We start from the raw sequence: 21,894 nt of genomic DNA, 5'->3' as shown, positions 1-21,894 counted from the left end.
TCAATTCAATCCGGTCAGCTCGTCGCTCAGGCAACCGATGGGCTCGGCCAAGGTGCCTTCTGCATCCATCTCGAAGCGTACCAGGTAGATCTCTGCATTGGGCATCTCCTGCGCATGCCCGACATTGACCACCACGCCGCGCGTTCCCGCGGCAGCCAGCAAGGCATCGGGTTCGACACCCGGGATGCTGCTCTCGCCGGTCTCCTCCAGTGATTCGTTGAACAGGTCGTACGCCGCAAAGACCATGTCACCCATTTGAAATCTGCTCATGACCACCTCACAAATTCGGTATCAGCGTCGCTTCACTGCGCAACGACTCTTCGTTGCCCCACGCCGTGACCATCTCGACGAACCAGCGCGGGTCGCGCGGGTGCGGACAGAACAGATCGTACTCCGCAAAAAAACTGTTGTCGCTGTTGATGGTCAGCGTGCCGCAACGGTCATTGCGCGCATTGCGCCATACGCCTTCATAGCCGGGCAACTGGTTGCCGGGATCGATGACACGGGTGAACTGCAGCTCGGCCAGTTCGATCTTCGGCATCGCACCGGTCGCAGCGTGATTGATCGCCTCTTTTTGCAACGCCGACACGATGCGCTCGGCCAGCGCCTGAAGTTCTGCGGGCAACTGGCGTGTCATCACATCATCCATTCCGGCTCCAGTTCGAAGGTCAGGCAAGGCGGCGACGAGCGACCGACGATGGCAGTACAATCAGTACGACGAGGAGAGAGCAAAGAAGCCAACGCAGCATCACCGATGAAATGGAGTCGGAATCACCATATGTCGGATGGTGCTTTCAAACGTTCGACAAGTCTTCCGCCCAGCAGGTGCTCGTCAAATATCTCGGCCACATCGGCCTTACTCACATTGTTGTACATCACGCCTTCGGGATAGACCAGCACGTTTGGCCCCATGTTGCACGGACCGATGCAGCCGCTGAGCGTCACCATCACTTGTGCAAACAACTGGCGCTGTTGCCACTGTTTCATGAACTCATCCACCACTTCGGCGCAGCCCTTCTGCCCGCAGGAGCCGCGCGGATGTCCGGCGGGGCGATTCTGGGAACAGACAAACACGTGTCTTGGAGGTTTCGGCATCGTTATGCTCCCGCCGCCATCGGTTGATGCGTGTGGCATTGTTTGGGACAAACGCGTCCGCACGAACCGCAGCCGATGCAGTCCAGCATGTTGGCGAGCGTCATCACCATGCTGTTGTCTTCATCCTCGTCGTAGTTCTCGTCGTCCTCACTGCGCTCGACCAGTTCGAACACTTTGCGCGGGCATACCTTGTAGCAGCGGCCGCAGCCGATGCAGTTGGCCGCATTCAGCGCGGTGACAAAGGTGGGTTCGTAAGGCGTGCCGCCTCGGGTTATTCCGGCTATATTGGACATGGTTCTTCCTCTGCTTATCCTTGTATCTCTTTTTGTGCTGCCGCCAATCTTGCGTTCGCCTCGGCCCACGCCTGGCACGCATCGAAAGTGGATTGCGCGATGCCGGGGATATCCTTGTATCCGGCCGGCAGCTTATCCTCAACCAGGTCGTGCAACTGCGAAGCCCATTCGCTGGAGATGCGTTTGAGCTTCTTCACTTCCTTGTCGAGCGCTTTCAGTTCATCTTCGGTCATAATTAGCCCTTAGCTATCAGGATTGAGGATTGTGCAAAACCAGAAGCCACGTCTCACACTCAATCCTCAGTCCTAAACCCTCAATCCTGCATCAAAGTCCCGCCACTTCCGGATACTTGCCGATGATCTCCAGCGCCACCGACAGCAGCTTGTCGCCCTCGTCCTTCATCTTCGACAGGCTCTCATAGCCGTAGCGGTGCACGTCGCGCAGGGTGCGATCCATCACCACCAGCTTGCCCACGGTGATCAAGGCACGGCCGAAGCCTTCGTGCGTGATGTTGACGCTGGGCACCGCCATCAGGCCGCATTCCTTTTCGATCAGCGAGGAGATCGCGTTATAGAAAGCCTTGATGCGCGAAAGCATGATCTCGTCCGGATCGCCGATCACCGGGATCGCACGGCGCTGCTCCTTGGTCACCACATACGGCGCCAGGATGCGATCGGCCGGCCAGCCGTCGTAGGTGCCGTAGCTGTCGATGGCGCGCATCTGCTTGACCATCTCCTTGATGAAGTCGGTTTCCAGCAACGGGTCTTGTTCTGCAACTTGATTCATGGTGTTTCTCCTTTTGATGAATACTCGTTCTTTCGTTGTGCCAGTATGTGCGGCACCCAACCGGTGAGGCGCCCCATCAGCAATCCTGCAGCGACACCGCCGGCCGCGCCCAGCACCGCACCGGCATCGCCCCACCCGTAAGCAGACGCGATGCCTGCACCGGCCAGTGCCATCACGCTGGGCAACAGGTAGGCCAGCAACCCGGCCTTGAGCATGTCTCCTTCGCTCATGCTCAACTGCAACTCGTCGCCTGCGGTTACGCTCGCATCGCACTGCACTTCGATGGCCTTGCGGTTGCCGGAAAAATATTTCCCCAGACCGGAAACGCCGCACACACTGCGCGACTTGCAGCCGCCGCAGCCGGACTCGTTGCTCGGCTCGACCATCGTCCTGCCGTTGTCCGCCGCAACCACGCGTGCCGTCGTCACGATCATTCCTGCCACTCCTCGTCTTCGGCGAAGCGTCCGGCGCTGGATTGCTTCTTCAGGTGTTTCGCCAGCCACACCGGCGGATCGCTGGCCAGATTTTTTTGCAAGCCACACAACAGCTCGTCGATGAGTGCGCCCTCATCCACACGCATCGGCTGGATGCCTTTGGCCAGCAGTTGCTGGATCGCCGAGGCCCCCACCGCGTTGCAATACACCGCCGCACAATCACCCAACAGATCGACCTTGGCGGCAAGCTTGCCCTCATGTCCGTCCATCGCGGTCTCGATGAACTCGGCCACCTCGATCAGGCGCGTCTCGCTCTCGCTCAACTCGTAGACTGCAAATGCCTCGGCTGCGCCGAAATGCTGGTTGACCGCGCGGCGGTCGCTGGTCGCAAAGGCGATCTTTACCGTCATCTCCGCCTCCTCAATGGGTTTGACCAGTCGCAGGTGTCGCACGACACACCTCTCCAAAATTGCTTTTCACGTTTGTCCCCTCTCCCACCGGGGGAGGGTTAGGGTGGGGGAAATGCGCAGCATCTCCTGTCCGCTGGGTATAGATCGATACATAAGGTTCCGGCTCGTGATGCCCGTGTTCAACCACCATATTGGACAGATCGAACAAGGCCTGGCGCGTGCCGCGATAGCCGACCCACAGGCGCTGGTAGCCGCCGATCAGGTCGTATTGCGGGAAGCCTGCACGCAACAGCGGCACACCGAGACGGCGCGCGCTTTCCACCGCATGCGAATTGCCGATGACCAGTTGCGCGGCGTTGCTCTTTGCCGCGTTCTCCATGTCTTCCAGGTCACCGATGGCGACCTTCTCGGCAGCCACCTCGCCGAGGATGTTTGCCCGCGCCGGTGCGACGGCAGCCACCACCTCGCACCCCATCTCCGTCACCAGGCGCGCAAAACCGAAGAGCAGGTCGGGATCGGCCGCGATGGCGACGCGTGCAAAACCCAGCATGAAGTGGCAATCCACCATCGCGTCCTGCAGTTGCGCGCGCTGGCGTTCGATCTTCTCCGGCACCGGCTTGCCGCTGATCTCGGCCAGTGCTGCGACAAAGCCATCCACCGCTTCCAAGCCCATCAGGCTGTCGAAGCGGTGATCCGGCACAGCCGTCTGCGCCTTGAGGAAGTCTGCCGCGTCGTACAGCGAATTACCCAGCACCAGCGTGGCGATCGATTCGCCCATGCTGGAGATGTCCGATACCGGCGTGCCGCCGACGGTCACCGGACTGGTCTCAATCTCGGTGAGATGACCGTCCAGAGAATCTGCGATGTCGGGCAACACCAGCGGACGCAGGCCGAATGCCTCGATCAGCTCCTTGATGTGTTCGATGTCGCCCGGCGTGAGGAACGACCCAGCCAGCACGTTGACCTGTTTCTTGCGCTTGCCAACAAACCCTCTCCCCAACCCTCTCCCGCTTGCGGGCGAGGGAGCAATCGTGGGAAGCAATGTTTCCAATACCGCTTTCACCGCCAGCGCATAGCCGCTTTCCAGGCAACCGGTAAAATCCGGCGTGTTCACCGGCACCACGGGAATGTTGGCGTATTCCGGATATGCCGCGTAGAAATCCTTCACCAGGCGTTTGATGTCCGTACCCTGCGTCTCCGAAAGACCGGTAGTGGGCAAGCCGATCAGCGCCGGTTTGCTCTTCTCGCACACCGCCCGCAGACCTTCGATCACGTTCTCGTCCGCGTTCATCACCGTAGACACCTGGTCCATCGCCGTGGTCTGCAGCGGGATGGGCTCGCGGAAATGGCGCACGAAATACACCTTGCCGAAGGCGGTGCAGCCCTGCGAACCGTGCATCATCGGCATCGCCCGGTTGATGCCGAGGAAGGCCAGCGATGCGCCGACCGGCTGGCTGGCCTTGAGCGGATTCACCGCGAGTGCCTTGTTGCGTTTCAGTATCTCGGCCATGTCACACCCCAGTCATTCCGGCGCAGGCCGGAATCCAGTTGAAGAAAATATTCCGCGTAGCGGAACAACAATGGGTTGTCCGCTTTGCGGGCTGTTTGTTTGAGCTGGATTCCGGCCTGCGCCGGAATGACGGGTTGAAGTTCGAGCCATGTTCACGCTCCCAACTCCACACCCGGCACACCCGACTTCGCCCATGGCGCCGGCTTGCGCACCGACTGCCACACCGGACTCTGCAAGGTCAGCGCGAGTTGCCGCGCCAGTTCGATCATGCCGCTGTAGCCCTCGTAGCCGAATTCGCGTTCCTGGTTGATGTCGAGGAAAGGGATCTTCGCTTTCAAGGCGGTATACATGTTGCGTCCGCCGGCGATGAGGATGTCGGCCTGGTATTCCTTCACCACACCGAGCAGCGCCTTGGGACTGCCGTCGGTGATCATCTTGGTCTTCTCGCCCATGATCTCGCGGATGCGTGCCTTGTCTTCCTCGGTGGATTTGCTGGTGCCGGTGGCGACCACTTCCAACCCCAGGTCCTGCAGCGCGGAGACTATGGACCACGACTTCACGCCGCCGGTATAGAGCAGCACGCGCTTGCCGCGCAATTTCTCGCGCCACGGATCGAGCGCCACATTGATCTTCGCCTCTTCGCGCACAATCAGTGCCTCGGTGCGTTCGGAAAGCTGCGGGTCGTTGAGCAACTTCGCGAATTCGCGGAACGCCATCGAAGTATCGGTCACGCCGTAGAAGCTGCCCTCGAAGAACGGAATCTTGTAGTCGGTCTGCAGCTTGCGCGCCACATTGAGCAGTGCCTTGGCGCACACCACCATGTTGGCCTCGGCACGATGCATGGTCTGCACATCGTGGAAGCGCGCGTCACCGGACAAGGTGCAGAGGATGCGCAGACCGAGTTCGTCAAACAGCGGCAGCACGTTCCAGAACTCGCCCGCGATGTTGTATTCGCCGATCAGGTTCACGTCATGCACGGTGATGCCGGGACGCTGCGCCCCGGCCGGCACCGGCAACGGTTCCGCCGTGCCCACCACGTATTTGAACATCGCCTCACCAGCGATGCGGTTGCCCAGATTCTTGGTGCCGTAGAAACCGGCACAGTCCACCGGCACCACCGGTACGCCACATTTTTCCGCAGCGGCCTTGCACACCGCGCCGATGTCGTCGCCGGTCAGCGCCGGCACGCAAGTGTTGTAGACGAAGACAGCCTTCGGCGCATAGCCGTCCACCGCCTGTTTGATGGCATGGAACAGGCGCTTCTCACTGCGCCCCATGATCACATCCTGTTCGGTCAGGTCGGTGGTCATGCCGATGCGGTACAAGGTCGGGCCGGAAGAGCGCGTGCCGCGGTTGTCCCAGGAGCTGCCGGCGCAGGCGATCGGGCCGTGCACGATATGTGCCACATCGGCGATGGGCAGCAAGGCGATCTGCGCACCGTCGAAAGAACAACCGCCCGCCGTCGACCCCGGTTTGGGTCGAGCGCAGCCCGATTTCGACTTGGTGTTATGTGTGCACGCCGGTTCGTTCAGCAGTTCGGCGATATCCTTGGCTTGCATGGCATTCACTCACGAGTAATGACACCCTCGTATTCGCAAATGCCGTGCCAAAAACAGTAGGTTGATTTCAATGGGATTTATGGATGGATGTCTTGTAGCAAACCCGACAAGACACCCTGACACAACAAATCGTCTACAGATGAAACCATAGCGAGTGGCTTGAGTGCAAGGCGCACGGAACGGAGCGACGAGACATACCTTGAAGGTAGGCAAGGAAGCGAGTACCACGCAACGCAGCAATCAGTCCACGCAGTAGGTTTCGCGCATCAAACCGAGTAAGGCGCAACCACCCAGCTCCTGATCAACGCAGCTTCCGTATCCGGCAGGTAACTGAAACCGGCTTCCAGATCGCGCGCCACGGCATAGGCGACCTTGGGCGGGGTGATGGTTCCCGCCACCAGATGTGCATACCAGGCCGAGGTATACCCTGCTGCACGGTCGAATGCCTTCAACTGCGCAGACATCTCCGGCCCGGAAAGTTCGATGTTCCACTGGAACGGCTTGAGCTCGCGCGCATGGCGCGACACCAGCGAAGCCGAGATCACCGGGTTACGGTAACGATCCTGGTGTTCCCGCAGCGCGACGATCCAGTGGTCGCTGAAATGACCGCGCCCGGCAGCGCTGCTGTGCGCCCATTCGGAAAGCAAGCGCGGCAACCCTTCATTGCGCGTATTCGAAGACGACGTCCTGGCAACGGTCTGGCGCATATCGATCAACCGGCTGAAACGATAGCGCGGCGCGGCGACCGCTTGGGCTTCGAGAAGCTCGGGCGCGACCGGCTCGACAAGTTCCTGCAGATCTTCCGGCGGTTGATCCGTGTCGATCAGTTCTCGATCCAGCACTTCCTGCAACTCTTCCACCTCAAGCTGCAGGAAATCCGCCGGCGCAGGGCCGTAGGCCGCGACGAAATAATGTGTACGACCGGTATGGCGCGTCACCAGCAAACCACTATCGGCATGGCGCTCGACCAGTTCATGCATGTCGTTGCCGCAAGCTGCGAGTTCGGACTTCGCCCACTCGGCCAGACTATTGGTAATGCGAGTGCCGTCGGCTGCGATGATCCCGCCGGGACGATACCAGCCTCCGCGATTCAGCGCATAGCGGAAGCTGCAGCCGGAGCGAATGCGGTTCGCGATCTCCAATAGCCCGCTGTGATGCGGCCGCGGCGGTGCTGCGTCGATCTCGGCGGCAAGGTTGCGCAGCGTGGTCTCGTCCAGCGTATAGATACTCATTGACTCTCTCCCAGCAAAAAATCGTTCAGGCGCTCCCTTACTGCGCCGCGCACATCGGGCTCGGCATCGTCCACCAATTCAGCGATGGTTTCAAGCGGCGCGCGTTGCACCGCCTCCAGACGCACCAGCCAATCGTCGTCGGCCAGCATCTGCACTGCATCGTCAGGCAACATGCGCGACGCGACGATGCGCCGCACTTCCGCATCATCGTCTTTAGCCATCAGACTCAAGGCGAAAGGCGGCAGACGCCGCGCCACCTCCTTGCGCACTTCGCGATCCGGGTCGCCCGCCATGCGCCGCAATTGCCCGTGCGGCAGGCGTTTTGCCGCCTGCAAGCGCACCAGATAATCCTCGTCCCCGATCAGGGCGCTCAACCGTTCGGGCGCGATGCGCTCGGCCACCGTCATGCGCACTTCGCGATCCGAGTCATGCAGATATCCGTCCAGCTCGTCGATCGGCAACCGGCTTGCTACCACGCGCCGCACCACCTCGTCCGCATCGCGCGGCAGCTTGCGCACCGCCTCCAGCGGTGCGTAGCGCGCGGCGATGGCGCGACGCTCCCAGAATCCGTCGTTCAGGCAATCTTGTGCCACTTGCGGATTGCGCCGCAAGAAACGGTCGATCTGTCTGCCGCTCTGCGCAATCAGGCAGATGTCGCCCGGCACGCACTTCCCTTCGGCCAATAGCGCGCGATGCGGACACACCAAGCAATCGACGCGCACGACTTCTGCCAATGGTGATGCCCCCGGATGACGCTCCGACATGTTGAAGACCTTCAATTGTTGCTCCGCAAAGAACCCGGCATGGAGATGAGCAACCACCGTGCCAGCACCCCGAACATGGCGCCAGCCCAATAGAGACAAGGAGGATGCAGAAAGAAGGGGGGAACGTATGGCAGGTTTTGTCGCGATTGCGACAAAACGATGCGACCTACCTTAACAGCTTGCGCAACACCGTCATGTTCGAATCCACGAAGCCGAGCTTGCGGTAAAAATCCTGTGCCGGATGATTATCGCGGTCGGCCAGCAAGGTGACGCGCACGATACCGCGCAGTTTTGCCCAGTGCAGCACATGTTCGACCAGTTTGCGCCCAAGCCCCCTGCCGCGATGATCGCGATGGATGATCACATCCTCCAGCAACAGCGCGCGGCCACCTTCCGCAGTGCTGATGGTGATCAGTACATTGGCCATGCCCACCACCTTGCCATCGATACGCGCCACGAACAGCTTGCCAAGCTCAGGCTCGTCGAGGATGGCTAGCAAACCTCGCAACTGCTTTTGGGGATCGGGAGTGAAGTCGCTCTCCAGCGCGAACAGCTCGGCGAGCAGATCGACGAGATATGGCAAGTCGGCCTTGGTGGCGAATCCGATCCTGATGGTCATGACATCAGCGCCACACTCTTCACCTGTGCGCAGACATACATCCCGGCAACGAGGGCCAGATGGTCGCGCGAACGGCGCGTGATGCGCGACAGCAGCATATGTTCATCGCCCACCCTCATGCGCACGATCACCTTGTCCGGCCCCTCGTCGCGTATCTCTTCGATGCGTGCATTCAGGATGTTGTTGATGCTGGAACCCTGCGGCGGTTGCGTGGCGATGCTCACATCGCGCGCCAGCACGCGGGCACGCACCCGAGTGCCGAACGGCTGATCCACCCTGCCCACCCACAGTTGTCCGCCGGGGAAATCCAGCCGCGTGAGATGGTACTTCTCGTCGTGCTGCGCCACCGCCGCCTCGATCACCGCTCCCGCATCGTCGAAATGCGCGATAGGCAGATCGAGCCGGGCCAGGGTTTCCCCGAGCGGTCCGCTGGCGATGACACTGCCTTGCTGCAGCAGCACCAGATGATCGGCCAGCCGGGTCACTTCATCCATCGCATGGCTGACGTACAGCACGGGAATGGAAAGCTCGCGATGCAAGCGCTCCAGATACGGCAGGATATCCTGCTTGCTGGTGGTGTCGAGCGCAGACAGCGGCTCGTCCATCAGCAGGATGCGCGGGCTGGTAAGCAACGCGCGGCCGATGGCGACACGCTGGCGTTCGCCACCGGAAAGCTTCGATGGATCGCCGCGTTCGATGAGCCGTCCCAGTCCCAGCCATTCCACCACCTGCTCCAGCGGCACTTTGCGTTCGGCCAGCGGTGTGCGCTGCAACCCGTATTCCAGATTGGCGCGCACCGACAGATGCGGAAACAGGCTGGCTTCCTGGAACACATAACCCAAGGGACGCTTGTGTGTCGGTACGAACACAGCCTCGTCCTGCCATGTCTCGCCGTTCACCTGCAGCGAACCTGCAGCGCGTTCCAGTCCGGCGATGCAGCGCAGCAGCGTGGTCTTGCCGGAACCGGACGGACCGAACAAGGCGGTGACGCCGACAGCCGGCGCAGTGAAGGCGGCATCCAGCGCGAAACCTTCCTGTTGCATGCGGAACTGCGCGCGTATCTCGCTCATCGCGTCACCTTCCAGGACTTCCCTCCGGCGAGATACAAACCGAGCAGCACCACGAACGAGAACAGCACCATGCCACCTGCCAGCCAGTGCGCGGCACCGTACTCGATCGCCTCGACATGGTTATAGACAGCGACGGAGAGTACACGCGTCTCGCCCTGGATATTGCCGCCCAGCATCAGCACCACGCCGAATTCACCGACCGTATGTGCGAACGCAAGGATGATCGCGGTAAGGAAACCGGGACGTGCCAGCGGCACTGCCACGCTGAAGAAGCGATCCCAAGTGCCGGCACGCAGGGTGGCAGCCACTTCCAGCGGACGCCTGCCCATCGCCTCGAATGCGTTCTGGATCGGCTGCACCGCAAAGGGCATCGAGAACAGCACCGAGCCCACCACCAGGCCGGCGAAAGTGAACGGCAATGTGCCCAGATGCAAAGCTTCGGTGAATTTGCCGACCGGGCCGTGCGGTCCCAGCAACAACAGCAGATAGAATCCCAGCACCGACGGCGGCAACACCAGCGGCAATGCCACCACTGCCGCCACCGGCCCCCGGTACCATTTCCTGGTGTGTGCCAGCCACCACGACAGCGGCGTGACGATCAGCAACAGCAATACGGTGGTGACGCTCGCCAGCTTGAGCGTCAGCCAGATGGCTTGCAGGTCGTCAGGAGTCATTCCGCTTTCCATCATTTCCCTCTAAGACACCGTCATTCCGGCGCAGGCCGGAATCCAGTTGATTTAACATCCCGCGTTGCGGGTCAACATCAAGATTTTGCACTGCATGAAGTGCTTATTTCGCTGGATTCCGGCCTGCGCCGGAATGACGAAAAATCGAATCACGGCAGCTCATATCCAAAGCTGCGGATGACCGCCACTGCCTTGTCGCTCTTCAGGTAAGCGAGGAACGCTTTTGCCGCAGCCTTGTCTTTTGCAGCGGTCAATTGCACCGCACTTTGCTCTATCGGATTGTATTTGTCCGCGGGCACCAGCCACCAGGATCCTCCTGTTATCTTGCCGTCCTTGGTGATCTGCGACAAGGCGACGAAAGCCATCTCGGCATTTCCAGTCGCAGCGAACTGGTAGGTCTGCGCGATGCTCTCGCCCGTCACCAGCTTGCCTTGCACCTTGTCCCACAACCCCATCGCTTCCAGTGTCTCCTTGGCAGCCAGGCCGTAAGGCGCCAGCTTGGGGTCGGCATAGGCGATCTTGTTGAAGTCACCTTTGCCCAGCACGGCGCCCTTGTCATCCACAAAACCCGGCTTGGCACTCCACAGCACCAGTTTTCCCAGCGCGTACACGAAACGCGTCCCCTTGACGGCCAGGCCTTCTTCTTCCAGCAGCTTGGGGTTCTTCACGTCGGCAGCCAGGAACACGTCGAACGGCGCCCCCTCCTTGATCTGCGCAGTGAACTTGCCGCTCGACCCGAAGCTGAGCTTCACCGTGTTGCCGCTCTCTTTTTCAAACAGTGCAGCGATCTGCTGCATCGGCGCGGTGAAGTTGGCCGCCACTGCCGCATTCACTTCCCCTGCGCTCACCGAGCGCACCATCGTGCCGAGCAGCAGCACGCCAACCAGAACCAATAATGAATTTTTACGCGATGCCATTTTTCTCTCCTTATCCATATATTATGCATTGACTGCCAGAATGATGTGCGATGCCTTGATCAGCGCACATGCCTTTACACCTTCCTTGAGCCCCAGCGACTTGATGCTGTCGTTGGTCACGATGGCCGCCACGGTCTTGCCGCCGGCCAGTTCGATGATGACCTCGCCGTTGATCGCGCCTTCCTGACAGCGCACCACCTTGCCGCGCAGCTCGTTGCGCGCGCTGGTCTTGAAACCATCGGAAGTGGTCACGATCACCCATGGTGCCTTGATCATCGCGTATGCCTCGGTGCCGACCTTCAAGCCGAGATGTTCCACACTCTCGTTGGTGATCACCGCGGCCAGCGTGTCTCCGCCGCCGATATCCAGCACCACCTCGGCGTTGATCGCCCCCGACTTGATGCTCTTCACCGCGCCCAGGAACTGGTTGCGCGCACTCGTCTTCATATCGAATCTCCTTATCAAATGGTAGTACTTGTCAAAATCGTCCATCACCTCCGCCAGTTGTTTCAGCACCTGCTCGCGCTCTTGTTCCAGGCGCCGGTAAGCCCCCACCACCCTGCGACCATAGGTGGTGAGCGTCGTCCCGCCGCCTTTCTGTCCGCCGGTCTTGCGCTCGACCAGCGGTTGCTCGGAAAGATTGTTGATCGCCTCGACCGCCTCCCAGGCCGCCTTGTAGCTCATGCCCATGGCGCTTGCTGCCGCCGAGATCGAGCCGGTCGCATCGATGCGCTCCAGCAGTTCCAGATGATCCCAGCGCCGCCCCTTGGCAAGTTTCAGTCTGGGCACGACACCCGGTTCGGTCTTTTCCATTACGGATTGAGTCATGATGTCCTCACGCGTTATCACTCATGCGACATAACGAGCAAAAGCGATGCCACGGCGGGCGAAACTGGCTGCAATACCGCGTGGATATTGGAACTGGATGCATCTTGGGATATTCAAAACGGGCACTTTAAACAGACTGCTTTGTGCCAAGCAGAACAATTTGGCATATTCGTTACAACGTAAAAGTTATAACGCTTTCAAACCATGGATGAAGTTGCAGCAAAACAGAACGGGCACCGAAGTGCCCGTTCTCATAAGTAACTGGAATATTTTGAATACCGTCTAAGGCGATTCGTAGCCGAACCCGCGCATCACCTTCCTGGCTTTCTCGCTTTTCAAAAACGTGAGGAAGGCTTTTGCCGCAGCCGGATCCTTGGCACCGGACAACAGCACCGCGCTCTGGTGGATGGGATTGTGCAATTCGGGCGGCACCAGCCACCAGGAACCGGCAGTCACCTTGCCGTCGCGCATGACCTGCGACAGCGCGATGAAGGCCAGATCGGCCCGCTCTGTCGCCGCCAACTGGTAGGCGACTGCGACATCGTCGCGCCGGTCCAGCTTGCCCTGCATCGCATTCCACATGATCAGCTTCGTCAGCGTCTCTTTCACCGCCGTCCCATAGGGCGAGGTCCTGGGATTGGGCATCGCCAGCGTGCTGAAATTGCCCTTGTTGAGCACCGCGCCTTTCTCATCCACCAGACCGGGCTGTGCACTCCACAACACCAGCCTGCCCGTGGCATAGATGAAGCGCGAACCGCCAACTGCCAGCCCGTCCTGCAACAACTGTTTCGGCAACTCCTCGTCGGCCGAGAGGAACACATCGAACGGCGCACCTTTCTTGATCTGCGCATACAACACGCCGCTGGCGCCCGAGCTGAATTTCACCGTGTGTCCGCTTTCCTTCTGGAACAGCGGCGCCAGCTTCTCCATCGGCGCAGCGAAATCCGCCGTCACCGCAACCTTGACCTCGCCCGCCCACACCGGAGAACTCACCAGCCCGCACAGCAACAGCATGGTGACAACAAGGCCGCGCAATGGAATCTGCATCTTCAACTCCTGACTGAACATGGCTGCCATGATAACAAGCTGACTGGCAGGTTGTGAAAGGTATATAGGCCGTTTGGCATATTGACCGGATAAGTGGACGCAGGTACGGTGCGGGCTGAAAACGGCGGCGTTTGAAAATAAGGGGAAAAGCGCTTGGCTTTTAGCCTGTATGAAAAGTCGGCTTTGTCCCAGTTACCGCCAGTCACGAATGGCAGCTTTGCGGCAGTGAATACTGGCGAGCAGATTTCCGCTGTCGGCCAATAGCGGAAGTTCGAGGGTGCCTTTCAATTATGAGTTTCAGCACTAAAAAAGGGGCAGTATGAGGCGAATAGTATGGGTTGCTCTAGGATGGCTTCTAATGCTCACGGCACAAGCTGCAAGTTTTGATTGCCGTCAGTCGTCATCAAAGGTAGAGAAACTGATATGTAGCGATCATGATTTGTCCAAGTTGGATGATGCCTTGAAGATGGCATACCAAAAAGCACTTGAGCAAAGCGATAGCAAACAGAAAGTAATCGACGAGCAACGACAATGGCTAAAAAAAGTTCGGAATGCTTGCCAAGATACGTCATGCATGAACAAGTCCTATCAGGATCGAATTCATGATCTGACGGCCACCCCGATTACAGATGTTCCCTCACAATGCAACCAACAGCTTCGATTAATTCTTAACGAATCCGTGGACTTAGCCAGAAGCATACCCGCAACTGGCTTGAAAGATTTCGATAATGGAGGCGATTCGGACAATGTTCGAACAGGGTATACAACTTTAATTCCTGATCTTACAGTTGCACTGGCATCAGCTAAGTGCTATTTGGACGCAGCGAAATTGCTAGGCCAGATGAGGACGTCAACAGATAAAGATAAGGTCAATAAAGAGAACGTAATTGCAAGAATGGCGATTGAGTATGCATCCCAAAACAATACCTCTCGTGCTATTAATTTATTCCAAACATTAACGTTAGAAAATGAGAGATCAAACGCGGCCAGAGGAATTATTCGATCTTTCGTCCGAACTGGTGATTTTAAAAGTGCGAAGGACATCGCTAAAAAAACCGAATACTACCTTTTGGATGACCTTATAGTTTTCGAAATTGAATATGGATATCTAACTAATGCAATTGCTGAAGCTGATCCAAAGTCTAACCTTCCAATTTCTACAAATGCACGTCTGCTAGTAATTCAGGAAATGGCTCGCCAAGGACGGTTTGAGGAGTCTCGACCCATACTTGACTATGTTTTATCGCAGACTCCGGATGAAGAAGATACATCTGCTTCTGATTGGTTTTGGAGAGAATTAGCATATACATACGCCAAGTCCGGAACTTTAACAGATGCCATGAATGCTGTGGAAAAGATTGGTACACCCCTAACTCGCATCCAGACTTATTCAAGGATTGCCAAGGTCTCAAAAGACCGAGAATTTTCAAAAAGTGTACTCAGTTCTGCAATGAGGGTTGCAGAAAGTTGCCATGACACTGCGGAAGATAGAAGCTGCTGGCTGGATTGGCTAAACCTTGCCAGAGCTTATGCGGAGAACGGCGATACAGATACTGCTCTGCAATTGACCAAAAAACCGATGGCTGAAGCAGAATTTATGATTGCAGAAATCGCTACTGTTCGGGCGCTTCAACTAGATTTTAGTAGTGCCCAACGTGTTTTGGATTCCTTTCCCGCTAATGATCATTTTTCCCCGCACTACCAAAATGCCCTTGAGGCACTTGCAATTTCTGAAGCACGAGTTGGCGAATATCAGAAAGCTCAGAATATATTCGCTGAAATTCCTAACGGTTATATCCAATCTACCATTGTTATGGCTGCTGCCGCAGAATCACCACAACGCACGGTTATTTTGACTTGGTTAGATTTGGCCAAAAAAATTGATTCGGATAACTTACAAGCTCGGGCAGTTCAGCCGCTTATGGCTGCCTTCAGTCGCGTGGATGGAGTTGAGAACGCGTATAAGTGGCTTAAAAATAACGAAATGAGTTTCAAACCGTTTTCCCGAGCTAAAGGGAGGCTAGGGGTTGTGCAGGGTGCGCTTGGGCAAGTACCTGGGAAAGAGTGGGTTCGTTCAGTAATTAAATAACGCCCCGTTTGTAAACTACTTGAAACTTAATGTTGAGTGTCCGGTATCGGGAACCTCGAACGGCAGCTTCGGGTTATCTGCAGCCCTCCAATAGTGTCCGGTTTCGCGCAAGATATTGTTGGGCCGCAATGTCGCAAAAGGGGGCACGAAGCAGACACACATAGCCCCATCTGGATTTGCTGAAAATTTCAGGGGTTCACCCACAAAAGGCAGGCCTGTATGCATATCTGCTATAGCGTCAACAACCTCACACCGCTACACTGCCTCCAGGCTTGCCATAACCCGCAGCTAAAATCATCTCGTCAATTTCAAGCAATAAGGAATCGCAATAATGAAAAGAAGTTTCGGATCGCTGTTACTGGGTATCTGGCTCTTCGTCAGCGGACTGGCCCACCTGCTGCATTTAAGTTTCTCGGGTATGGGCGTCGCGATGGCGGTCATTGCCACCATCGCCGGTGCGCTGCTCATCCTGGGGCTGTGACAGCTCAACCCTGCTTTGCGAGAGAAGAGCCTTGCTAAAAAAATGCCTCAGCGTCGGAATGGCTTTGTTGCTCCTGGGCTGCAAGGGTGATGGTGACGTTAACGAATGGAAAAAGTCGTCTGTAGCGCCGATCAAACCCGGCTCCACCGTCGTGATCCGCGTGGTGCATGCCACCAACCCGCGCTTGCCGCAACTGTCCCCGGACTATCTGAAGATCGTTCTGGCATCCGCCCAGCTGACCGTGTGGAAGAACTTCGGCGTCAATATCGAGTTCACCGACGTTCCGGAAATGAACATCGATCAGTTGTTCGCGCTGATCCCGCCAGCCATCATGAAAGAGCGCATGGCTTCCATATTCGACTTCAAGCGGGTACCGGTGACAGGAAAAAACTTGCCGCAGGCATCAACGAGACGCTCACCCAGCGCAAAACGAAGCTGGCCGATGCGCTCGCCTTTGCCGCGCCCTACCTGCCGGCGGATGCACACCCCAAAGACCTGCAGGAGTTTTCGGAACTGCTAGCAAACGTCATGCTGGAACGGCTGCAGCAATGGCGAGCGATCAAGGCGGCAGATGGCGCCTCTGTGCTCGATGCCTCGCCATACAACGAATGGGTCTACTGGGACACCCTGGGTTATGGCAAGCTGCCCTATGACCTGGTGATCACCAATCAGTTGATCGCGAGCGCGGAATATTATGGCGTCGACATCCATTCCGCCATCCGCGGCGGCGTCACAGTCGGTACGACCACATACAACCGCGACAGCAAATATGGCTCGTATGTCTTCATGAGCACGTTCCCGTTTCTGGACAATTCCGGACAAACGATGCTGTTACGCGGAGGCGAACAATATTCCCGGGCGGATGCGGCAGAATTGGCCGGTGCGTATCTGGCGCATGAGATCGGGCATCTGCTGTTCCAGTTCGGCCATCCATTCGGCCAGAAGGCCTGCGTGATGAATCCTGCCAGCATGTTGCGCTTCAAGGAATGGTTCGACCAGCTCAACGGTGCCGACTGTCCGATAGGCAGCCGCCCGGAAATGACGGCAGGCGCGATCCCGCCCACGTTCAACGCCGCCTGGCTGCGGATGACTCAGGCGCAGTGACCTTATGCAAAAGGCAGAGATACAGTTTTCAGAGGGCGTGCATGAATACCTGCTTGCATCGCTGCGCGAACCGGAGATCCTGAAGCGTCTGCGCGAGGAAACGTCTCGCGACCCGCACGCCATCATGCAGATCCCGCCGGAGCAGGGCCAGTTCATGTCATTCCTGGTGAAGGCATTGGGCGTAAGAAAGGCGCTGGAGATCGGCACTTATACCGGCTACAGCGCTCTAACCGTTGCCATGGCCCTGCCCGATGACGGCAAGCTCGTCGCGTGCGACATCAACGAAGAATGGGTCGGCATCGGCAGGAGATACTGGAAGGAAGCCGGCGTGGAACACAAGATCGACTTCCGTTTCGGCAAGGCGGTGCGCACCCTGGATGCGCTGATCAAGTCGGGCGAAGCGAACAGTTTCGATTTTATTTTCATCGATGCCGACAAAGCCAGCTACGACGAGTATTACGAAAGATCGTTAAGCTTGTTGCGCCCCGGCGGCGTGATCGCGATCGACAATGTATTGCTGTTCGGGAGAGTGGTGGAAGGCAGCTTGCCGGATGCCGAGCCCGGGTCCAGAATGAACGCTGCAGATATCGATGCGATGCGAAAATTGAACCTGAAAATCAGGAACGACCCCCGCGTCGACGAGACCATGCTTCCAATTGCGGATGGACTGACGCTGGTGCGAAAATTATAGGATCAACTTCAAACCATCGATGTGGAAGACTTTCTTAGAAGGAGACATCATGGAAAATCGAGACGATGCGCTTCACACACTGTCCACCTACACCAAGGTATTGTCGGTTGCACTGGGTTACCGCGATATGCTGACACAACTTCATTCTGAACGCGTGCAGGATATCTCCCTGGCTATCGGTAAAGCTCGCGGCCTGTCCAAAGTCCAGCTGAAAGCGCTTCAGGTCGCCGCCTCGTTCCACGACATCGGCAAGATCGGCATCCCTGACCGCATTCTGCTGAAGCCGGCACAATTTGACGATGCCGAATGGAAAGTCATGCAGAGCCATTCCGAGATCGGCGAGAGGATCATGGCGGCAACCGAACTGGAAGGTTCGCAGCTTGCGGCGGATGTCATTCGCCACCATCACGAACACTTCGACGGAACGGGCTATCCGGATGGTCTGGCAGGAGAAGATATCCCGATATGCGCTCGCATCATCTCCATCGCAGACAGTTATGACGCGATGGCCGTGACCAGGTCATATCACCGTTCCCGGGCTCATCCGGACATCATGGGCATATTGCAGCAGGAGAATGGAAAGAAACACGACCCGGAGCTGATGGACATCTTCTGCGGCCTTATCGAAAGCAGCGAATTCAAGGCTGCCAGGAACTAGCTTCCTGTTCTCAGCGCAGCGAGCCGACGTAACGGTTCTTGTCGTCTTTCTCTTCGGCCTTGGCCTGCAACGACGGCGCCTTGATCATCCCGAAAAGGTTCATCAACTGGATGACGATCAGTACCAGTTCCGGATCATCCGCGTTACTCAGCTCATTCAGCGTATGTTCAGCGTATTTCTTGTCATCGCTCATTTTGACAAGATCGATATTGGTTCCCGATTGTTTTCCCAATACCTTTAGTTTGGCAAGCAATGCCATGGTTGCAGCGTCCAGCATGTCCAACTCCCGTTTATTTGCTTTTTGTATTTATTGGCAAAATTATTATTTGAAGACACCCTCCTGATGCTGCTCTGCTGCACCACGGCTAGTCGGCATCCACGCTTGCCAGCACGACACCGATGGCGTTGGCCGGGTCGTCGGTCAGGCTGAGGCAATGCTCGCTGCCGTTGACCAGGTACAGATTGAATCTTGCGCGCTTCAATGCCGGCGGCAACCGTGCAGGCATGTCGTCGTCGTTGCACAAAGTGAAACGCAGGTCCGGCCAGGTCTGTTTCAGGGCAACCAGCGATTCGTCATTGAGCGCGCTCATCGAATCGGCGGCGCTGGCGATCTGCTCCAATGTCGCGGCAGCGATCATCCGGTATCCCTATTCTTCCTCTGCCGAGCTGAATCTGCTCAGCGATTTAGCTTCCACACCGAGGATCTTGGCCAGCCACGGAGGCGGCGCATCGAGCACCGATTGCAGGCGCTGCAGCGTGACGCGGGCCTTGCCGCCATCCGGAACCTTCACCGGATGGATGTTGGCACGCACCGCCTTGGCTGCCGCGGGGCCGCCGATGGATTGCACATAGACGATCTGGCAATCGCTGATGAGCTCGGCACGCGCGACATTCTTGTCATCCGCATCTTCGGTGATGAGCGTGGAGCGTGCATCGATCAGGCGCATGTCATTGCGCCCAACCTGGTAGATGAGGAAGCGCGGGCAGGAACCGAAGTGCCCGTCCAGGTTCTCTTCGGTATTGGAGGCGACGGCCACGCGCAGGCTGCCGGGTATCTCGCCGTCGACATAGGCATCCATCGGCGGCAGGTTGTCCGCATCGCCGGCCTCACCCCACAGGTGGCGCACCGCCAGCTTGATGGAAGCGCTGTCCACATCCGGCTCGACGGTCTCTTCGCCGGAAAGGATGAGCTTGAGGTCGGCCACGGTCACCTTGGCCAGTTTTTCTTCGGTGATCGGCAGGCCGAGACTGTCTCCCAGCTTCGCCGCAAAAGCGCCTGCATTCACATCAGCGAGCGCGCGGGCGGCTTGCGCGATGCGCAGGGCGGCGGTTTTGGTGATCACTGTTGTGGTCATGGCTTGCTACCTCTCTTCTCAGCCGTCAACCTGGAAGCAACCAAGCTATCCGGGTTGTTTGAATAGGTCCGTCCATGGCTTGATTGGCAGACCACGAACGGAATCTCGTTACGCCGCGATCTGTGTGATGCAACCCTTGATCGGGCACACCTTCACGCATTGCGGCTTGTCGTATTCGCCTTCGCATTCGGTGCAACCGCTCGCGCTGATGACGTACAGACCTTTTTTCACGCTGATGGAAGCCGTTGGGCATTCCGGTTCGCAGTCACCGCACGAGGTGCACAGATTCGCGTCGATTTTCATTGCCATGATGAATTCCTTTCTGTTATTCAGCCGCATCCAGACGCTTGGCGCGCAGGGAGATCGGCAATCTGGCCGGTGCAGCCTGCGGTTCGATGTAATAAGTACCGCCGTTGTTGAGTTTGATCTCGCCGCCCCACTTTTCCGGGGTGTCGAATTCCATCGAAACGATGTTGTCCTCGAGGTCGCGCTTGGGCAGGTAGAACACATACGCACCTTTGCTGCCCTGGATCATGATGTTTGCCATTTGCAATTCCTTGAATCAGGAATTGGGATTTAGGATTTAGGATTTTTGATTGGGCAGTTCGGCTGCCCCCAATTCCCAATTCCCAATTCCCAATTCCCAATTCCCAAATCCTGCCTTAACGTACCAGGTCGTGGTTGTAGTCCGTCGTTCCCATGCCGCGAGTTTCCTCGTCCAGACGCTCCAGCACTGCGTTGGTCAGCGTAGTGAGCATCTGCATGGCACCTTCATAACCCAGCGTGGTGGAACGATGCAGGTGGTGACGATCGAAGATCGGGAAGCCGATACGGATCAACGGAACCTCGAACTCCTTGCCCTTGTGCAGCGTGTCGCGCTGGATGAACTTGCCGTAGCTGTTGCCGATCATGAAGTCGGGCTTCTCGGTCAGCACCAGCGAACGGAAGTGCCACAGGTCGGCACCCGCGAACACCTGGGTGCTCTTGCCGTATGGAGTCTCTTCCAGCACTTTACGGATGGCTTTTTCCCAACGCTTGCTGCCGTTGTTGCACAGCACGTGCAGCGGTTCGATGCCGAGCTCAGTCAGGAACTTGGTCATGCCGATGGTGAAGTCTGGATCGCCGTACAGGCTGATCTTCTTGCCGTGCAACCAGGTGTGGCTGTCGGTCATCATATCCACGAAACGGCCGCGCTCCTTTACCAGCGATGCAGGGATCGGTTTGCCGGTCACTTCGGACACCTTCATCAGCCATTCGTCTGTCCACTCCAGGCCCATCGGGATGTTGACCTTCGGCACTTCATGTTTCCAGATCTGGTCGATGTACTTCTTGGTCTTGTCCAGTTGCAGCGGTTGCATCAGGAAGGTCGTGATCGCGTTCGGTGCATCCTTGATCTCGTCCTGGGTCGTGCCGCCCGCGTACATGCGGAACTGGCCGTCAGCCGGGGTATCCAGCACTTCGGTCGGGTCGCTCAGCATGGTGTGCGCAACGCCCATTTCGTCCAGCATGCGGTGCAGCACGCGGAAGTTGCCGAGGTAGGTCTCGAAGCCGGGAACGATGTTGATCTTGCCGTTCTTGCCTGGAACCTTGTCTTCCATGCTGTTACGGGTGAAGTAACTCATGATGCCTTCGAACATGTTGTCCCAACCCGTCACGTGCGAACCCACGAACGACGGGGTGTGCGCGAACGGAACAGGATAGTCGTCGGGGATGTTGCCCGCTTTTTTCGTGTTGCGGATGAAGGCGTTCAGGTCGTCACCGATCACTTCGGCCATGCAGGTCGTCGATACCGCGATGACGTCCGGCTTGTAGATGGCGCGGCAGTTCTCCAGACCGTCGATCATGTTCTTCTGACCGCCGAACACGGCTGCGTCTTCAGTCATGGAGTCGGATACGCAGGACACCGGTTCGCGGAAATGACGGTTGAAGTAGGTACGGAAATAGGCCACGCAACCTTGCGAACCGTGCACATACGGCATGGTCTTCTCGAAGCCCAGCGCGCACAGCACCGCGCCCAGCGGCTGGCAGGCCTTGGCCGGATTCACGGTCAACGCTTCGCGCTTGAAGTTCAGCTCGCGGTATTCCATCGTGGTGGTCCAGGTGAACGTGTCCTGGATCTTGTCCGCTTCGTGACGCTCTTCGAATTGCGTCTGTTTGTTGCCTATCGATTCCTTGTATTCGTCCTGACGGAACAATGGATAACAGGGTTTGATGTCATCAGCTTGTTGCATTTTTATCTCCTTAGCCGCACTGCCCATATGCAGAT

The 21,894-nt window shown here is 57.7% G+C and carries 30 protein-coding genes; 6 read left to right on the top strand and 24 right to left on the bottom strand.

Going from position 1 to position 21,894, the window contains the following annotated elements:
* The 18 genes from SLIT_RS04555 to modA (SLIT_RS04465) all read right to left on the bottom strand — a co-directional run bounded on the left by SLIT_RS04555 (nt 1) and on the right by modA (SLIT_RS04465) (nt 13,280).
* Complete coding sequence (locus SLIT_RS04555; RefSeq protein WP_013029048.1) at nt 1-270, bottom strand: nitrogen fixation protein NifZ; 270 nt, start codon at nt 268-270, stop codon at nt 1-3.
* Between the two features lie 7 nt (nt 271-277).
* Nucleotides 278-649 (bottom strand): hypothetical protein, encoded by a 372-nt coding sequence (locus tag SLIT_RS04550; protein ID WP_013029047.1) that lies wholly within the window; start codon nt 647-649, stop codon nt 278-280.
* 122 nt (nt 650-771) lie between these two features.
* Nucleotides 772-1,095: a (2Fe-2S) ferredoxin domain-containing protein gene (locus SLIT_RS04545; RefSeq protein ID WP_013029046.1), complete on the bottom strand. Its 324-nt coding sequence runs from the start codon at nt 1,093-1,095 to the stop codon at nt 772-774.
* A 2-nt stretch (nt 1,096-1,097) separates the two neighbouring features.
* The gene (gene fdxB, locus SLIT_RS04540; protein WP_013029045.1) at nt 1,098-1,388 is read right to left on the bottom strand and encodes a ferredoxin III, nif-specific; all 291 of its coding nucleotides are present in this window, start codon (nt 1,386-1,388) and stop codon (nt 1,098-1,100) included.
* Nucleotides 1,389-1,402: 14 nt separating this feature from the next.
* Entirely contained in the window at nt 1,403-1,621 is a 219-nt protein-coding gene (locus tag SLIT_RS04535) for a CCE_0567 family metalloprotein (protein ID WP_013029044.1), read from the bottom strand.
* A gap of 91 nt (nt 1,622-1,712) precedes the next feature.
* The gene (locus tag SLIT_RS04530; RefSeq protein WP_013029043.1) at nt 1,713-2,174 is read right to left on the bottom strand and encodes a NifX-associated nitrogen fixation protein; all 462 of its coding nucleotides are present in this window, start codon (nt 2,172-2,174) and stop codon (nt 1,713-1,715) included.
* Nucleotides 2,171-2,608 (bottom strand): SoxR reducing system RseC family protein, encoded by a 438-nt coding sequence (locus tag SLIT_RS04525; protein ID WP_013029042.1) that lies wholly within the window; start codon nt 2,606-2,608, stop codon nt 2,171-2,173. Before SLIT_RS04525 ends, SLIT_RS04530 begins: the two co-directional genes overlap by 4 nt.
* Nucleotides 2,605-3,018, bottom strand: a complete 414-nt coding sequence (locus SLIT_RS04520) for a NifB/NifX family molybdenum-iron cluster-binding protein (RefSeq protein WP_013029041.1) — start codon at nt 3,016-3,018, stop codon at nt 2,605-2,607. Before SLIT_RS04520 ends, SLIT_RS04525 begins: the two co-directional genes overlap by 4 nt.
* Before the next feature lie 10 nt (nt 3,019-3,028).
* A complete protein-coding gene (nifN, locus tag SLIT_RS04515) occupies nt 3,029-4,528 on the bottom strand; it encodes a nitrogenase iron-molybdenum cofactor biosynthesis protein NifN (protein WP_013029040.1) in 1,500 nt (499 codons plus the stop codon).
* Nucleotides 4,529-4,680: 152 nt separating this feature from the next.
* Nucleotides 4,681-6,087 (bottom strand): nitrogenase iron-molybdenum cofactor biosynthesis protein NifE, encoded by a 1,407-nt coding sequence (gene nifE / locus SLIT_RS04510; RefSeq protein WP_013029039.1) that lies wholly within the window; start codon nt 6,085-6,087, stop codon nt 4,681-4,683.
* Nucleotides 6,088-6,353: 266 nt separating this feature from the next.
* Nucleotides 6,354-7,319, bottom strand: coding sequence for a hypothetical protein (locus tag SLIT_RS04505; RefSeq protein WP_013029038.1), 966 nt, complete (start codon nt 7,317-7,319; stop codon nt 6,354-6,356).
* Nucleotides 7,316-8,140 (bottom strand): 4Fe4S-binding leucine-rich repeat protein, encoded by an 825-nt coding sequence (locus SLIT_RS04500; RefSeq protein WP_223293823.1) that lies wholly within the window; start codon nt 8,138-8,140, stop codon nt 7,316-7,318. The genes SLIT_RS04505 and SLIT_RS04500 overlap by 4 nt, the downstream gene beginning before the upstream one ends.
* A 109-nt stretch (nt 8,141-8,249) precedes the next feature.
* Nucleotides 8,250-8,702: a GNAT family N-acetyltransferase gene (locus SLIT_RS04495; protein WP_013029036.1), complete on the bottom strand. Its 453-nt coding sequence runs from the start codon at nt 8,700-8,702 to the stop codon at nt 8,250-8,252.
* Nucleotides 8,699-9,772, bottom strand: a complete 1,074-nt coding sequence (modC, locus tag SLIT_RS04490) for a molybdenum ABC transporter ATP-binding protein (RefSeq protein ID WP_013029035.1) — start codon at nt 9,770-9,772, stop codon at nt 8,699-8,701. The genes SLIT_RS04495 and modC overlap by 4 nt, the downstream gene beginning before the upstream one ends.
* Nucleotides 9,769-10,446: a molybdate ABC transporter permease subunit gene (gene modB / locus SLIT_RS04485; protein WP_041420774.1), complete on the bottom strand. Its 678-nt coding sequence runs from the start codon at nt 10,444-10,446 to the stop codon at nt 9,769-9,771. Before modB ends, modC begins: the two co-directional genes overlap by 4 nt.
* A gap of 161 nt (nt 10,447-10,607) precedes the next feature.
* A complete protein-coding gene (gene modA, locus SLIT_RS04480; protein WP_013029033.1) occupies nt 10,608-11,375 on the bottom strand; it encodes a molybdate ABC transporter substrate-binding protein in 768 nt (255 codons plus the stop codon).
* Nucleotides 11,376-11,396: 21 nt separating this feature from the next.
* Nucleotides 11,397-12,203: a TOBE domain-containing protein gene (locus SLIT_RS04475; RefSeq protein ID WP_013029032.1), complete on the bottom strand. Its 807-nt coding sequence runs from the start codon at nt 12,201-12,203 to the stop codon at nt 11,397-11,399.
* A gap of 282 nt (nt 12,204-12,485) precedes the next feature.
* Nucleotides 12,486-13,280, bottom strand: a complete 795-nt coding sequence (modA, locus tag SLIT_RS04465; protein WP_223293822.1) for a molybdate ABC transporter substrate-binding protein — start codon at nt 13,278-13,280, stop codon at nt 12,486-12,488.
* Nucleotides 13,281-13,608: 328 nt separating this feature from the next.
* Here modA (SLIT_RS04465) and SLIT_RS04460 point away from each other — a divergent pair, with 328 nt between their 5' ends.
* The 6 genes from SLIT_RS04460 (at nt 13,609) to SLIT_RS04445 (ending at nt 18,273) form a co-directional block, all read left to right on the top strand.
* Nucleotides 13,609-15,339 carry a lysozyme inhibitor LprI family protein gene (locus SLIT_RS04460; protein WP_049870953.1) on the top strand — a complete coding sequence of 577 codons (1,731 nt, stop codon included), beginning with the start codon at nt 13,609-13,611 and terminating at the stop codon, nt 15,337-15,339.
* 331 nt (nt 15,340-15,670) lie between these two features.
* Nucleotides 15,671-15,820, top strand: a complete 150-nt coding sequence (locus tag SLIT_RS16050) for a hypothetical protein (RefSeq protein ID WP_013029029.1) — start codon at nt 15,671-15,673, stop codon at nt 15,818-15,820.
* A gap of 58 nt (nt 15,821-15,878) precedes the next feature.
* A complete protein-coding gene (locus SLIT_RS15090; RefSeq protein ID WP_013029028.1) occupies nt 15,879-16,340 on the top strand; it encodes a hypothetical protein in 462 nt (153 codons plus the stop codon).
* 8 nt (nt 16,341-16,348) lie between these two features.
* The gene (locus SLIT_RS04455) at nt 16,349-16,924 is read left to right on the top strand and encodes a hypothetical protein (RefSeq protein WP_013029027.1); all 576 of its coding nucleotides are present in this window, start codon (nt 16,349-16,351) and stop codon (nt 16,922-16,924) included.
* A gap of 4 nt (nt 16,925-16,928) precedes the next feature.
* Nucleotides 16,929-17,615, top strand: a complete 687-nt coding sequence (locus SLIT_RS04450; protein WP_013029026.1) for a class I SAM-dependent methyltransferase — start codon at nt 16,929-16,931, stop codon at nt 17,613-17,615.
* A gap of 49 nt (nt 17,616-17,664) precedes the next feature.
* A complete protein-coding gene (locus SLIT_RS04445; RefSeq protein WP_013029025.1) occupies nt 17,665-18,273 on the top strand; it encodes an HD-GYP domain-containing protein in 609 nt (202 codons plus the stop codon).
* A gap of 10 nt (nt 18,274-18,283) precedes the next feature.
* On the opposite strand, the gene SLIT_RS04440 is transcribed toward SLIT_RS04445, so the two are convergent.
* The 6 genes from SLIT_RS04440 to nifK form a co-directional block, all read right to left on the bottom strand.
* On the bottom strand, nt 18,284-18,550 hold the full coding sequence (locus SLIT_RS04440) for a hypothetical protein (RefSeq protein ID WP_013029024.1): 267 nt from the start codon (nt 18,548-18,550) through the stop codon (nt 18,284-18,286).
* A gap of 88 nt (nt 18,551-18,638) precedes the next feature.
* The gene (locus SLIT_RS04435; protein WP_013029023.1) at nt 18,639-18,911 is read right to left on the bottom strand and encodes a DUF6129 family protein; all 273 of its coding nucleotides are present in this window, start codon (nt 18,909-18,911) and stop codon (nt 18,639-18,641) included.
* 9 nt (nt 18,912-18,920) lie between these two features.
* Complete coding sequence (locus SLIT_RS04430) at nt 18,921-19,628, bottom strand: dinitrogenase iron-molybdenum cofactor biosynthesis protein (protein WP_013029022.1); 708 nt, start codon at nt 19,626-19,628, stop codon at nt 18,921-18,923.
* A 108-nt stretch (nt 19,629-19,736) separates the two neighbouring features.
* Nucleotides 19,737-19,937, bottom strand: a complete 201-nt coding sequence (locus SLIT_RS04425) for a 4Fe-4S binding protein (RefSeq protein ID WP_013029021.1) — start codon at nt 19,935-19,937, stop codon at nt 19,737-19,739.
* 16 nt (nt 19,938-19,953) lie between these two features.
* On the bottom strand, nt 19,954-20,175 hold the full coding sequence (gene nifT / locus SLIT_RS04420) for a putative nitrogen fixation protein NifT (protein WP_013029020.1): 222 nt from the start codon (nt 20,173-20,175) through the stop codon (nt 19,954-19,956).
* A 115-nt stretch (nt 20,176-20,290) separates the two neighbouring features.
* Nucleotides 20,291-21,859 (bottom strand): nitrogenase molybdenum-iron protein subunit beta, encoded by a 1,569-nt coding sequence (nifK, locus tag SLIT_RS04415; protein ID WP_013029019.1) that lies wholly within the window; start codon nt 21,857-21,859, stop codon nt 20,291-20,293.
* Nucleotides 21,860-21,894 lie beyond the last annotated feature (35 nt).

Source organism: Sideroxydans lithotrophicus ES-1 (genome assembly GCF_000025705.1).
Lineage (GTDB): Bacteria > Pseudomonadota > Gammaproteobacteria > Burkholderiales > Gallionellaceae > Sideroxyarcus > Sideroxyarcus lithotrophicus.
This window is presented reverse-complemented; position numbering and strand designations above follow the sequence as displayed.

What these genes read in the sequence shown, in the direction of transcription:
- SLIT_RS04555 (WP_013029048.1), bottom strand. Translation starts at nt 270, where the DNA reads ATGAGCAGATTTCAAATGGGTGACATGGTCTTTGCGGCGTACGACCTG.
- SLIT_RS04550 (WP_013029047.1), bottom strand. Translation starts at nt 649, where the DNA reads ATGGATGATGTGATGACACGCCAGTTGCCCGCAGAACTTCAGGCGCTG.
- SLIT_RS04545 (WP_013029046.1), bottom strand. Translation starts at nt 1,095, where the DNA reads ATGCCGAAACCTCCAAGACACGTGTTTGTCTGTTCCCAGAATCGCCCC.
- fdxB (WP_013029045.1), bottom strand. Translation starts at nt 1,388, where the DNA reads ATGTCCAATATAGCCGGAATAACCCGAGGCGGCACGCCTTACGAACCC.
- SLIT_RS04535 (WP_013029044.1), bottom strand. Translation starts at nt 1,621, where the DNA reads ATGACCGAAGATGAACTGAAAGCGCTCGACAAGGAAGTGAAGAAGCTC.
- SLIT_RS04530 (WP_013029043.1), bottom strand. Translation starts at nt 2,174, where the DNA reads ATGAATCAAGTTGCAGAACAAGACCCGTTGCTGGAAACCGACTTCATC.
- SLIT_RS04525 (WP_013029042.1), bottom strand. Translation starts at nt 2,608, where the DNA reads ATGATCGTGACGACGGCACGCGTGGTTGCGGCGGACAACGGCAGGACG.
- SLIT_RS04520 (WP_013029041.1), bottom strand. Translation starts at nt 3,018, where the DNA reads ATGACGGTAAAGATCGCCTTTGCGACCAGCGACCGCCGCGCGGTCAAC.
- nifN (WP_013029040.1), bottom strand. Translation starts at nt 4,528, where the DNA reads ATGGCCGAGATACTGAAACGCAACAAGGCACTCGCGGTGAATCCGCTC.
- nifE (WP_013029039.1), bottom strand. Translation starts at nt 6,087, where the DNA reads ATGCAAGCCAAGGATATCGCCGAACTGCTGAACGAACCGGCGTGCACA.
- SLIT_RS04505 (WP_013029038.1), bottom strand. Translation starts at nt 7,319, where the DNA reads ATGAGTATCTATACGCTGGACGAGACCACGCTGCGCAACCTTGCCGCC.
- SLIT_RS04495 (WP_013029036.1), bottom strand. Translation starts at nt 8,702, where the DNA reads ATGACCATCAGGATCGGATTCGCCACCAAGGCCGACTTGCCATATCTC.
- modC (WP_013029035.1), bottom strand. Translation starts at nt 9,772, where the DNA reads ATGAGCGAGATACGCGCGCAGTTCCGCATGCAACAGGAAGGTTTCGCG.
- modB (WP_041420774.1), bottom strand. Translation starts at nt 10,446, where the DNA reads ATGACTCCTGACGACCTGCAAGCCATCTGGCTGACGCTCAAGCTGGCG.
- modA (WP_013029033.1), bottom strand. Translation starts at nt 11,375, where the DNA reads ATGGCATCGCGTAAAAATTCATTATTGGTTCTGGTTGGCGTGCTGCTG.
- SLIT_RS04475 (WP_013029032.1), bottom strand. Translation starts at nt 12,203, where the DNA reads ATGACTCAATCCGTAATGGAAAAGACCGAACCGGGTGTCGTGCCCAGA.
- modA (WP_223293822.1), bottom strand. Translation starts at nt 13,280, where the DNA reads ATGGCAGCCATGTTCAGTCAGGAGTTGAAGATGCAGATTCCATTGCGC.
- SLIT_RS04460 (WP_049870953.1), top strand. Translation starts at nt 13,609, where the DNA reads ATGCTCACGGCACAAGCTGCAAGTTTTGATTGCCGTCAGTCGTCATCA.
- SLIT_RS16050 (WP_013029029.1), top strand. Translation starts at nt 15,671, where the DNA reads ATGAAAAGAAGTTTCGGATCGCTGTTACTGGGTATCTGGCTCTTCGTC.
- SLIT_RS15090 (WP_013029028.1), top strand. Translation starts at nt 15,879, where the DNA reads ATGGCTTTGTTGCTCCTGGGCTGCAAGGGTGATGGTGACGTTAACGAA.
- SLIT_RS04455 (WP_013029027.1), top strand. Translation starts at nt 16,349, where the DNA reads ATGCTGGAACGGCTGCAGCAATGGCGAGCGATCAAGGCGGCAGATGGC.
- SLIT_RS04450 (WP_013029026.1), top strand. Translation starts at nt 16,929, where the DNA reads ATGCAAAAGGCAGAGATACAGTTTTCAGAGGGCGTGCATGAATACCTG.
- SLIT_RS04445 (WP_013029025.1), top strand. Translation starts at nt 17,665, where the DNA reads ATGGAAAATCGAGACGATGCGCTTCACACACTGTCCACCTACACCAAG.
- SLIT_RS04440 (WP_013029024.1), bottom strand. Translation starts at nt 18,550, where the DNA reads ATGCTGGACGCTGCAACCATGGCATTGCTTGCCAAACTAAAGGTATTG.
- SLIT_RS04435 (WP_013029023.1), bottom strand. Translation starts at nt 18,911, where the DNA reads ATGATCGCTGCCGCGACATTGGAGCAGATCGCCAGCGCCGCCGATTCG.
- SLIT_RS04430 (WP_013029022.1), bottom strand. Translation starts at nt 19,628, where the DNA reads ATGACCACAACAGTGATCACCAAAACCGCCGCCCTGCGCATCGCGCAA.
- SLIT_RS04425 (WP_013029021.1), bottom strand. Translation starts at nt 19,937, where the DNA reads ATGGCAATGAAAATCGACGCGAATCTGTGCACCTCGTGCGGTGACTGC.
- nifT (WP_013029020.1), bottom strand. Translation starts at nt 20,175, where the DNA reads ATGGCAAACATCATGATCCAGGGCAGCAAAGGTGCGTATGTGTTCTAC.
- nifK (WP_013029019.1), bottom strand. Translation starts at nt 21,859, where the DNA reads ATGCAACAAGCTGATGACATCAAACCCTGTTATCCATTGTTCCGTCAG.